The 11,152-nt window shown below is 36.4% G+C and carries 13 protein-coding genes and 1 other RNA gene; 5 read left to right on the forward strand and 9 right to left on the reverse strand.

Features of this window, described 5'->3' with window-relative positions; genetic code table 11:
- Positions 1–34: 34 nt before the first annotated feature.
- Positions 35–1,234 (reverse strand): NAD(P)-dependent oxidoreductase, encoded by a 1,200-nt coding sequence (locus VLB74_RS10290; RefSeq protein ID WP_325203385.1) that lies wholly within the window; start codon positions 1,232–1,234, stop codon positions 35–37.
- A 205-nt stretch (positions 1,235–1,439) separates the two neighbouring features.
- On the opposite strand from VLB74_RS10290, the gene ssrA reads away from it, so the two are divergent.
- Positions 1,440–1,836: a transfer-messenger RNA gene (ssrA, locus tag VLB74_RS10295) on the forward strand.
- Between the two features lie 82 nt (positions 1,837–1,918).
- Here ssrA and VLB74_RS10300 read toward each other — a convergent pair.
- From VLB74_RS10300 to VLB74_RS10315, 4 genes are all read right to left on the reverse strand, one after another.
- A complete protein-coding gene (locus tag VLB74_RS10300; protein ID WP_325203372.1) occupies positions 1,919–2,317 on the reverse strand; it encodes a DoxX family protein in 399 nt (132 codons plus the stop codon).
- 347 nt (positions 2,318–2,664) lie between these two features.
- Positions 2,665–2,952: a hypothetical protein gene (locus tag VLB74_RS10305; RefSeq protein ID WP_325203373.1), complete on the reverse strand. Its 288-nt coding sequence runs from the start codon at positions 2,950–2,952 to the stop codon at positions 2,665–2,667.
- Between the two features lie 157 nt (positions 2,953–3,109).
- A complete protein-coding gene (locus VLB74_RS10310; RefSeq protein WP_325203374.1) occupies positions 3,110–3,664 on the reverse strand; it encodes a DUF4494 domain-containing protein in 555 nt (184 codons plus the stop codon).
- Positions 3,665–3,858: 194 nt separating this feature from the next.
- On the reverse strand, positions 3,859–4,029 hold the full coding sequence (locus tag VLB74_RS10315; protein WP_325203375.1) for a hypothetical protein: 171 nt from the start codon (positions 4,027–4,029) through the stop codon (positions 3,859–3,861).
- A 186-nt stretch (positions 4,030–4,215) separates the two neighbouring features.
- Here VLB74_RS10315 and VLB74_RS10320 point away from each other — a divergent pair, with 186 nt between their 5' ends.
- The 4 genes from VLB74_RS10320 to VLB74_RS10335 all read left to right on the forward strand — a co-directional run bounded on the left by VLB74_RS10320 (position 4,216) and on the right by VLB74_RS10335 (position 8,088).
- Complete coding sequence (locus tag VLB74_RS10320) at positions 4,216–5,313, forward strand: class I SAM-dependent methyltransferase (RefSeq protein ID WP_325203376.1); 1,098 nt, start codon at positions 4,216–4,218, stop codon at positions 5,311–5,313.
- 156 nt (positions 5,314–5,469) lie between these two features.
- Complete coding sequence (locus VLB74_RS10325; protein ID WP_325203377.1) at positions 5,470–6,015, forward strand: DUF4468 domain-containing protein; 546 nt, start codon at positions 5,470–5,472, stop codon at positions 6,013–6,015.
- Positions 6,016–6,143: 128 nt separating this feature from the next.
- The gene (gene pepT, locus VLB74_RS10330) at positions 6,144–7,391 is read left to right on the forward strand and encodes a peptidase T (RefSeq protein ID WP_325203378.1); all 1,248 of its coding nucleotides are present in this window, start codon (positions 6,144–6,146) and stop codon (positions 7,389–7,391) included.
- 109 nt (positions 7,392–7,500) lie between these two features.
- Positions 7,501–8,088, forward strand: a complete 588-nt coding sequence (locus VLB74_RS10335; protein ID WP_325203379.1) for a YdeI/OmpD-associated family protein — start codon at positions 7,501–7,503, stop codon at positions 8,086–8,088.
- Between the two features lie 51 nt (positions 8,089–8,139).
- Here the strand turns inward: VLB74_RS10335 and yajC are convergent, their stop codons facing one another.
- From yajC to VLB74_RS10355, 4 genes are all read right to left on the reverse strand, one after another.
- On the reverse strand, positions 8,140–8,415 hold the full coding sequence (yajC, locus tag VLB74_RS10340) for a preprotein translocase subunit YajC (RefSeq protein ID WP_325203380.1): 276 nt from the start codon (positions 8,413–8,415) through the stop codon (positions 8,140–8,142).
- Positions 8,416–8,431: 16 nt separating this feature from the next.
- The gene (locus tag VLB74_RS10345; RefSeq protein WP_325203381.1) at positions 8,432–8,914 is read right to left on the reverse strand and encodes a DUF1573 domain-containing protein; all 483 of its coding nucleotides are present in this window, start codon (positions 8,912–8,914) and stop codon (positions 8,432–8,434) included.
- Between the two features lie 15 nt (positions 8,915–8,929).
- Positions 8,930–9,874 carry a transcription antitermination factor NusB gene (gene nusB / locus VLB74_RS10350; RefSeq protein ID WP_325203382.1) on the reverse strand — a complete coding sequence of 315 codons (945 nt, stop codon included), beginning with the start codon at positions 9,872–9,874 and terminating at the stop codon, positions 8,930–8,932.
- Positions 9,875–9,957: 83 nt separating this feature from the next.
- Complete coding sequence (locus tag VLB74_RS10355; RefSeq protein WP_325203383.1) at positions 9,958–11,064, reverse strand: Glu/Leu/Phe/Val dehydrogenase dimerization domain-containing protein; 1,107 nt, start codon at positions 11,062–11,064, stop codon at positions 9,958–9,960.
- Positions 11,065–11,152 lie beyond the last annotated feature (88 nt).

Genomic DNA, 11,152 nt, shown 5'->3' on the forward strand with positions numbered 1-11,152 from the left:
TTTCTATTCACTATTTTCTATTTTCTATTCTCAATCACTCACCTACATAGTCCTCCAGATATTGAAATCTTTTAGTAAGTTTACCGTTTTCGGTAATTATTGCACGTTCCAAAATACCGTCTTTATCATTGTTGTAAAACGCCGGAATAACGTGTTCAAGGAACATTTCCCCAAAACCTTCACTGGCATCTCTTGGCAATTCACATGGTAGATTATCGACTGCCATTACAACTATAGCACCCGGATGATTAACATCTACTTCTTTACCCTCACTTGGATAATAGCCGTAAAAAGGATCAGCAATTGTAGAAGAACGTAAAGTACTTTCAATAGGACCACCTACGTCACAGGAAATATCGGCAACCACTTTAATCTTATTATCCGGTGCGTTTAACATTTCTCTGGTTAAGATAGCCGGAGCACCGTTCCCATAAAAATGTCCAGCAATGAAAATATCGGACACTTTGGTAAAACGCTCAAAATCAGAAACAAATTCCTGTGAGTTCTGATAAAAGTCTTCTTTCGAAGTTATTGTTCCGTCTTTTCGTTTATTATAGTCCAGTACATCGATTTGAGTATATACCGGTTTGTCGTAGGATTTCGTTAAATAATCTTCAACAGAAACCTGCTTGATTTTCATGGCATCCAATATTTCCTTGGCTCCCATTCCTACCTTTCCTACTCCTGTCAAAACGATTTTGATCGGTGGCAACATCGGGCGACGTAAACGCTCTACTAATGCAGCTTTATCCGCTAAAGTTTCTGCTTTAGGAAGGTTGAATAATTCATATTTCATTCCAAATGCCCTGAATCCGTTGTAAGTACCAACAATACCGGCATAACGTCCAAATCCAATCAAACGGTGATTTGCTTCGTTCACGATCGTTTCATGGTCAATTAAACCGATGTTTTTTTCAAGACAGGCAATAAGTAGTTTTTTATTATATGGCTGTTTTTTTATAGTGTGTGAAAAAAAGAAATATTTTTTATTGGGAAGTAAGGATTCAATCGGCACCTCTTTTACACCAATTAAAACGTCGCAATCCGACAGATCGTCACTTAATTCAAATCCTAATTTTCGATACTCATCGTCATGAAATACACGTATGTCAGAAGGTTCTACTTTAATTTCAGCTTGGGGAAACTGTACTCTTAATTTAGTAAGTTCTGAAGGTGTAAAAACCACTCGACGATCTGGAGGGTTTTTTCTTTCTTTAATAATTCCAAATTTCATCATTCTGCAATCTTTGAACTGTTTTTATAAAAATATAACAAAAAGTGACAAAAAAAGTAGGTTAATTTTGTTAATTTTGTCTGATTTTATTTATTTCAGTCCAAATGTAGTGTTTAAAGAAATGAGGTGCAATAATTTTTAATTGAAAATTAAATACTTTAACTTTGCATTGTGATTTATCACTAAAGTCACGACAATTACCACTGGGGTCGACTGGTTTTGACAGCGGGTGGAATTGGAAAGTAAGCACGTCGAGAACTGGGACAATTCTCGTTAATAAAAGGTTTCAAAATTTTACACGGCGAAAATAATTACGCTTTAGCTGCTTAATCTGAATCATAGTAAGATTTGCCTAGTCCCGATTAGATCGGGAAGCTGGATTCTCCTCGAAAGCCTTGGTTTATGGCGTTCGGCCCAGGGGAACCGTAAAAGTAAACCTAGGAAAGGTAATGCTTTAAATCCTTTCTGACACTTATAAAGCTAAGCTTCAGGTGGCAGTTTTTGGCCTTGCCTGCGGTCGAAAATTTAAGCAAAAACTAAACGTGTAGAAAGCTCTTCGATTGCTCGTTTGGACGAGAGTTCGATTCTCTCCGACTCCACTAGAACAAACCTATTTTAAGGTAAAAGCCTGTAAATCGTATGATTTACAGGCTTTTTCTATTTAATTTTATTAGTTTACTCTCTTTACTCTTTACCCTTAACCTTGTTATCCAAACTTAACGGACCGCTTCCCCAATAGGCAATCATAAGCGCACCACCAAGCATCGACAGGTTTTTCATAAACATAACCATTTGCATTTGGTGAGCCATCGGATCAGTAATGCTCCAAAAATTGTGCATCACCAACGTAACCGGAACCAAGAATAAAACAATCAGCCAGGCACCTATTTTAGCCTTATAACCCAACACTATAGATAGTGCCCCTAAAAAACTCAATACTCCACTAAACGGCACTAAAAAAGAAGCATAAGGCACCCCTGCTGAAGAGGCGTACGCAATGGTTCCCGGTGCAAAGTGTCCTATGATAGTATTCAGGAAAATCCAGGAGAAAAGTATTCTCCCTATTAATAATACGAATTTCATGGCATTTGATTTTCAAACTGTTTAATCAAATAATGATTATTCACAGTTTATTCCACAATTTAGTAACCCTCCCGTCCTCAATCTTTAAAGCATAACTTCTTTTCACTTGGGATCCGTTTGGGCTGTGTAAATAGCCGCCAATACCATGCCATCCAGGGATGTTGTCAGTTAAAAAATGTTAAAAGAGTAATTAGACGAAAACAAAAATCCGCTGTGCAAAGCGTCCGGACTTTTCGAAAAGCCCTCTAACCAAAGCTATTCATTCAATGATTAAACCATAATTCTTATACAATGCGGGGCGGTGGCTCTCGAAGCCATACTGCTGAAAATCAACACCCCAAGTAAAATCAATCAACCATACGCATCATTATCCCATTAATCCTCCATTCTTCATCAACGACATCATTAATGACACTTTGTATTGTACATCCCGAACCATTAAAAAAATACTTGAAGACAGTTATTCCATTGATCTTCAAAACCCCTTGTTGTGGTTCGGATTTTAATTTCAGGCGCCATGTTCTCCGATGACCTCTCGAATAAAAAATTAAAAACTCAGGATAAACTCCTGTTTTTTCAAAGACAAGCATCCTCCCTCTTTGAACGGTTAAAGTGATGTCGTTTTTATATTTCATATTTCACTGTAGTCGTTATGATTATCAAAGCCTTTTTCTTAAAATCTGTTCTGTTAAAATATAAAAAAATGCGCAAAATCGGATACTTTGCGCATGGTTTTGAAATGAAATTTCATGTATTATCAGACACGAATCTGATTAAGAAAACAATCAATTGTTACTCTTGAAATGAGGCAACAGTTTCCGGTTCGAATTCCATGTCGTCTACCATTTCAGTTTCTTTTACTGGTTTCGCCTTAAGCGCATTAAACCTTTCCAATTGCTCCAATCCTTCTTCATCACCTCCAAAATAAGGGAAAACATCCATAATCGGAGATTCCGAAATAGCTGTTATCGTATAGTCTCCCATGGTATTATTCAAAGCGGTATTTGTATTATCAAAAGCTTCTTTTATATCATTGCCCTGAATCAACAAATACATCGTAGCTTTTCGCTCTTTACCGCTCTCCTCATCATAAGACACTAAAGAAACTTTCGATTTAAACCAACGGTCACAATTCTCAAAAGGATGTATCTCCGCTAAATTAGCCACACTGATAGTCGTGATTTTAAATTCTTCACTGATGTAGGCTGACATCTCCTCATTAATTCTGCTTTCTGCTTCCGTATAAGATAACGCATCTACCAAATAAGGTTCTGTAACCACCTTTTGAATTGCGTTATCATCTAATTTTCTGTACTTTACTTTACATTCATACCAAGTCGTGCTCATCTCTATAATTTTTTTAAGGACGCCAAAGATATATTTTAAAGGAAAATAAAAGCATCATTTACCAAAGATGATATTCACAATTTTGAATTGAAACCAAATCCTAAATTAACCCAAACAAACGCAATGCGATTCCTGAACCTGTAGTAGGAATAGAAGTACTGTAGCCAACTCGTTGACATGATGTTCAAAAGAAATCAGGACTTCTTCCACTCATCATTAACCTCATCGTCATCATCAATTTTATAATCATTGTTCAAGAAATCTTCCAGCTCTTTCTTATCCCTTTCATTTTGGATAATCAAATAGGCCACTAAAAACAATGAAACAATGACAACCGCTACAATTATGATTACAGAGACTTTCATAATTACACTTTTTATTAAAGTTAATCATTTCCCACTTCTCCAATGTTTACAAAACGTTATATTTCAACAAGTTAAAAATTTAGCTCACGTATTAACATTCAGTCTATTTTATGTCACTTATCAATGTAGATAAAAATAGTATGCCTAACTTTGATATACCATTGCAGTAATCAAAACACAAAATTGATGCAGCTATCGGATATCATACAAGCCAGAATCCAAAAGAAAGGTCCAATCTCGTTTCACGATTTCATGGAAATGTCGCTTTATTACCCGAAATTGGGTTATTACACTTCTGCAGGAGAAAAAATCGGAATCGAGGGCGATTATTACACCAGTCCCAACCTTACTCCGCTGTTTGGAACCATGATTGCCCGTCAGCTAATTGAAATGTGGGAAGCTACCGGTAAGGAGCAATTTACGGTTGTCGAATATGGAGCCGGAACTGGCAAACTATGCCATGATATTCTCGATTATCTCAAAAAAAACCCTGATTTTTACAATAAGCTGAACTACTTCATCATTGAAAAAAGCCCTGCAATGCGTGAAAAAGAAAGAGACTTTCTACATGAAAATGTAATGTGGTGTAAAAACATTGAGGATATCCCTGAAATAACAGGTTGTGTGCTCTCTAATGAATTGGTAGACAATTTCGCCGTGCACAAGGTGGTTATGGATGACGAACTAATGGAAGTTTATGTGGGTTATGAAAATGGCTTTTACGAAGTGTTACGACCCGCCTCAAAAGAACTGAAAAAATATCTGAACGAATTGGATGTTGCGCTGCCAAAAGGATTTCAGACGGAAATAAACCTACAGGCAACCCAATGGATAACAAAAATCGCAAGAAGCATTAAAAAAGGCTATGTCATTACAATTGATTACGGCTACACATCAGCCGAATTATACAAACCCGAAAGACAGGCCGGAACGCTGCTCTGTTATACCAAACATTCTCTTAACGAGCATCCGTATGAAAACATTGGATACCAAGACATCACTTCTCACGTTAATTTTTCAGCATTATGTTATTGGGGTTTAAAAAGCAGATTAGAGTGCTGCGGACTAACCTCTCAAGCAAATTTCTTATTGGCATTGGATTTCAAAAAGTATTTACGGGAATCGCTGGAACCTAAAGAAGATCTAATCAAAACAATCGAAAAAGAGGCGCTTCTCACCCAATCACTCATATTGGATTTGGGGATGAAATTAAAAGTACTTATTCAAAAAAAAGGGGCGGTAAAAAGTAATCTTCAGGGATTGAGGAACGGCGCTAATGCGTAATCCCACAAAAAATAAACGTGAAATAGTACATACTCAAAAAACTTTTTTGGCAATGACTTCCTTTTTTGCACAATTAATTAAAAAAAATGTAATATTGTAATGCTGAAAAAACCTAAACTATTATTTAAAATTTTTTAACCTAAGCGGAAAAAGATCATGAAAAAAATATTCTTATTATTAGTACTATTCGCCCTAAACATCAATGCGCAGGAAAAATTCGAATTTCCTTTAAATGAAAACGGACAAATCATTTTTACCGAAGTCGTGCCGGCTGAAGGAAAAACCAAAGACGACTTGTTCACCAACTCAAAAATGTTCTTTGTGAACACTTACAAAGTGACTCAGGAAAAACTAAAACAGGACAAGGCAAATTATTCGGTTTCTAATAATCAGTATTCTATCATGACCGTAAAGATGAACGGAAGTGATGTAAAAGTTAAGTTATTTTACACTGTTTCAATTATGTCAAAAGACGGTAAATACAAATACGAAATAAAAAACATCTTTACTAAAACTGAAGTTTCCGAAACTCCTTTAGAGAAAATGTTTGATAAGGAAGCTTCAGAAAAAGCAGCTCAAAAACCTAAATTAGCAGAAAACCTTAAGGCTTATTACGGCGCTATTAACGCAGAAATCGAAAACATCAAAACAAATATCAAAAAAGAAATGGCTAAATCTAGCGCTGCCAAAAGTGAATGGTAGTCCGGAAAACCATCTAACCCTAAAAATGAAAGGCTCCTTTATTGGAGCTTTTTTATTTTCTAACCGTTATTTCCTCTTAATTTTTTGACACATAACCCGTATATTTGTGTTTTCAAAATATAAATACTATGCAACATATAATCGATCGTTTCATCAGTTACGTAACCATTGATACGGAAGCCGATCCAAACTCAACTACAACTCCAAGCAGTGCTAAACAATGGGATTTAGCCAATAAATTAGTCGAAGAATTAAAAGCCATCGGTTTACAGGATGTAACTATAGATGACAAGTCTTACATTCAGGCAACGTTGCCAAGTAACTTAGACTATGAAGTACCAACCATTGGTTTTGTTGCGCATTTTGATACAACTCCCGATTTTACCGGAGCCAATGTAAATCCGCAAATCGTTAGAAATTATGATGGTAAAGATATCATCCTGAACAAAGAAAAAAACATCGTATTATCTCCGAGCTATTTCGAAGATTTACTACTATACAAAGGTCAGACATTGATCACAACCGACGGAACCACTCTTTTAGGTGCCGATGATAAAGCGGGTGTAACCGAAATCGTTACGGCAATGGAATACATAATCCAGAATCCGCATATCAAACACGGAACTTTAAAAGTTGGTTTCACTCCTGATGAGGAAATCGGACGCGGTGCCGACTTCTTCGACGTAGAGAAATTCGGATGCGACTGGGCCTATACCATGGATGGAAGCCAGATTGGCGAATTGGAGTACGAAAACTTCAATGCGGCTGGTGTAAAACTGAAATTCAAAGGAAAAAGCGTGCACCCTGGTTATGCTAAAGGAAAAATGATCAACTCGATGCTTTTGGCTACCAAATACATTTCCAAATTACCTAAAGACGAAGTGCCGGAAAGAACAAAAGGCTACGAAGGGTTCTTCCATGTGGTACATTTGGATGGAAGTATTGAAGAAACAAACGTGCAGCTAATCATCCGTGATCACGACCGTAAGAAATTCGAAAAACGTAAAAAAGAAGTCGTTAAAATTGCCAAGAAATTCAACAAGAAATATGCGAAGCAATTCGGCGCCGATATCGTGGAAATCGAAGTAAAAGATCAATATTACAACATGCGCGAAAAAGTTGAACCGGTTAAGCACATTGTTGATTTGGCGGAACAGGCAATGAAATCGTTAGATATCAAACCGCTTATCAAACCTATTCGTGGCGGTACAGACGGTTCCCGTTTATCCTTCATGGGATTACCTTGCCCGAACATCTTTGCCGGCGGACATAATTTCCATGGTAAGTACGAATACGTTCCGGTAGAAAGCATGCAGAAAGCTATCGATGTAATCATCAAAATCGCTGAACTTACTGCAGAGAAATACAAGAAATAAAAACCTACAGTTACAGGTATAATTTTGCCGCAGATTTACAGATTTAAAACCTGTGAATCTGCGGTTTTATTTTTATATTGGTTTCCGATTATTTCCTATTACCAATCACATGAAAGAAGAAAAGAAAAATCCGTGGAACAAAAACAATGAATGGTCGGAAGAACTCGATTTTATAAAGTCGATAATTGCCAAAACCGAACTGGAAGAGATGACAAAATGGGGCGGAATCGTTTATACTGTCAATAAAAAAAATGTTATCGGAGTTGGTGGTTTTAAATCCTATGTTGCCGTTTGGTTTTTCAATGGTGTCTTCCTGAAAGATGAGAAAAAAGTATTGGTCAATGCCAATGAAGGTGTTACCAAAGCACTACGCCAATGGCGTTTTTCGTCCAAGGATGAACTTATCAAGAATGAAAAAGACATTCTCCAATACATCAATGAAGCGATTGCCAATGAAAAAGCAGGTCTTTCCCAAAAACCGGAAAAGAAAGAAGCCATCATTTCAGAATTACTGGATGCCGAGTTTAAAAATGACAAAGCTTTGGCTAAAGCCTTTGATGCCTTTTCACCTTATAAACAACGTGAGTTTCTGGAATATGTAGAAACTGCAAAACAGGAGAAAACCAAACTCACCCGAATCGAAAAAATCAAACCAATGATTTTGGAGGGTGTTGGCCTGAATGACAAATACAGATAATAAAAAAAGTCCCAACAAAATCGGGACTTTTTTTATTTATTTTTTGAAAAATTATTTCGCAGCGTTAGCTTTCATACTCAATTCCATTGAAATGGCAGAACGCTCCATTTTAATTTTTCCGGCCATCGTTTCGATTACCACTGTATCCTCATGCAATTCGGCTATTTTACCGTGGATTCCTGATTTAGTGATGATCTTGTCACCTACCTTTACAGCAGCTTCAAATTCTTTCTCTTTTTTAGCTCTTTGTTGTTGCGGTCTGATCATTAAAAAATAAACCACCGCTAACATTAATATTATTGGTAAAAACTGACTTAATTGTCCCATAGTAGTATTAGTATTTTTAATTAATAGGTGTTGTTACTAACTGACCCGGTTTTGGCATTACCTGTGCTTTGATAGTTACTTTCTCCGAACCTTCTTTTGTGTTTGTTGTTAAAGTAACAGATTTTTGCTGCTGTCCGGGTTTCCCTTTCGAATTAAAGGTAACTTTCATATCTGCAGAAGCTCCTGGTTTGATTGGTTCTTTTGGCCATTCAGGAACGGTACACCCACAGCTTCCCTGTGCATTGATGATAATTAAATCTGCCTCTCCTTCGTTGGTAATTTTAAAAACAGTTTCCGCTACATCTCCTTCTTTGATGCTTCCAAAATTGTGTTCTGTTTTATCAAATTTTACTACAGGCAATTTCCCTTTTGCTGCATTTTCAGCTGTTACTTTTTCAGCATTTGCCTCATCGATTTTGTCTGATGCATTGTCTTTTTTACAAGAAGTCGACAGCACCAAAGCAGCAACAGCCAACATTCCAAAAGTTCTTTTGATCATAATTTAAAAAGTTAGTTACATTAAACCTCTTCCGGTTTTGATAAGTTTGTTTTCTTTTTGGTATTCTTTTACTAAATTATCTAAAATTCCGTTGATAAAAATACTACTTTTTGGTGTAGAATATTCTTTTGCTAATTCTAAATATTCGTTAATCGTTACTTTGACAGGAATAGACGGGAACTTCAAAAATTCGCAAATTGCCATTTTCAGAATAATAGTATCAATCTCGGCGATACGTTCAGCATCCCAGTTAGGTGTTTTATCAATGAATTCTTTACCTAATTCGATGTTATTCAGAACCGTTTTGCGGAAAAGATTTTTCACGAAATCCTTATCATCAGCATCTTTATACAATTTCGGCACAAAAAACGAACTGTCGTTGGCTGATTTGATTTGTTTCAGCTGTTTTACGATCATGGTATTCACTAACGGAATATCATCAACCCAAGTTAGCTTATTATCCTCCAAATAATCATAAAGCTTTTCATTTGGCGCTATGATTTCCGAAAAGATATCTATGATAAACTGTTTGTCTTCCTCAAAATCATTAACAGCTGTTTCCATGTATTTTTTATACAACTCACTGTTTTTCACTTCATCTAAAAGCAACAGGATATAGTCGTCATTGTTTTTCCAATTGGTGATTTTCCTGTCTTCCAAAGCAATGCTCAATGAATTATTCTCTTCTAATAATTCAAGTACCTGGTTCTTTATAAATTTTGTATTGGGATTGCGTTCTTCTTTTGTAGCAAGATGTTTTTTACTGGATTTATCGATAAAATCTTCCTCCGATTTTCTGATTTCCACCAAAGCGGAAAGCATGATAAGATATAAATCCTGAATGTTTTCGATACTCTGAAACAGGAATTTTTCTTCCTTATCCAGATTATCGGAATTGTTTTGATGCATAGCGTAAATGGTTTGCATCACTTTTACACGGATATGTCTTCTGTTTAACATCTTTCTAAGAACTTTAAAAAATTAACGGAGCGGAAGAATACCTTCCGCTCCGCAAAATTATGAAATATTATTGACAGTGAAAATTACTTTCCTGCGTTTTCTTTTTTTCTTGCATCAATACGCTCTTGAGCCATTCTCATAGCCGCCTGGTGCGTAGTAATGTTGTTTTCTTTAGCATAGCTGAAGATATCTAAAGTAGTGTTGTAGATATTTTCAGTTCTGCGCATTGCTTCATCTTTACCGTAACCTGCAATTTCACCGTAAACGTTGATGATTCCACCTGCGTTGATCAAGAAATCAGGAGCATATAAAATGCCTCTTTCCTGTAATCTTGCACCGTGAACCTGTTCAACAGCCAACTGGTTATTTGCAGCACCAGCGATAACTTTTGCTTTGATTTTTTCGATAGTATCGTCATTGATAGTTGCACCTAAAGCACATGGCGCATAGATATCAACATCAGCACTGTACAAATCGTTTCCGCTGTAAACTTTAGCACCGTATTTAGCACCAACTTCCTGCAAACGCGCTTCGTTAATATCAGCAATCTGAACGATAGCACCTTCTTTGGTAATTAAATCCACTAAAGTTTCACCCACGTGACCGATACCCTGAACCAATACTTTTTTACCTTCAAGATTATCAGAACCGAATTGGTATTTTGCAGAAGCTTTCATTCCCATGTAAACACCGTAAGCAGTTACAGGAGATGGGTTACCTGAACCGCCTCTTGATTCAGAAATTCCTGTTACATAAGGAGTATAATCTCTGATTAAGTCCATATCTGCCGTAGTAGAACCTACGTCTTCAGCAGTGATGTATTTTCCGCTTAATGAATTAACGAACTGACCGAACTTGATGATTAGCTCTGGTGTTTTATCCACTTTAGAATCACCTATAATAACTGCTTTTCCTCCACCAAGGTTTAAACCTGAAATTGCTGATTTAAAAGTCATTCCGCGAGACAAACGCAATACATCATTTAATGCTTCCCATTCGTTTGTATATTTCCAGATTCTAGTCCCTCCCAAAGCAGGGCCTAAAACTGTATTATGAACACCAATTATTGCTTTTAAACCAGTATCTTTGTCGTGACAAAATACGATTTGCTCATGATTATCAAATGAAACCTGACCAAAAACAGGGTCGATTTTATGAAGCTCACCAGCGTTTGTAACTTCTGTTATCATGTTGTAAATGTTTTTATAAGTTGAATTATATTCAAAAACAGGATGCAAAATTACACCTTTATTCAGAATATTTCAATACGAAACATCT

Source organism: Flavobacterium sp. (assembly GCF_035456225.1).
Lineage (GTDB): Bacteria > Bacteroidota > Bacteroidia > Flavobacteriales > Flavobacteriaceae > Flavobacterium.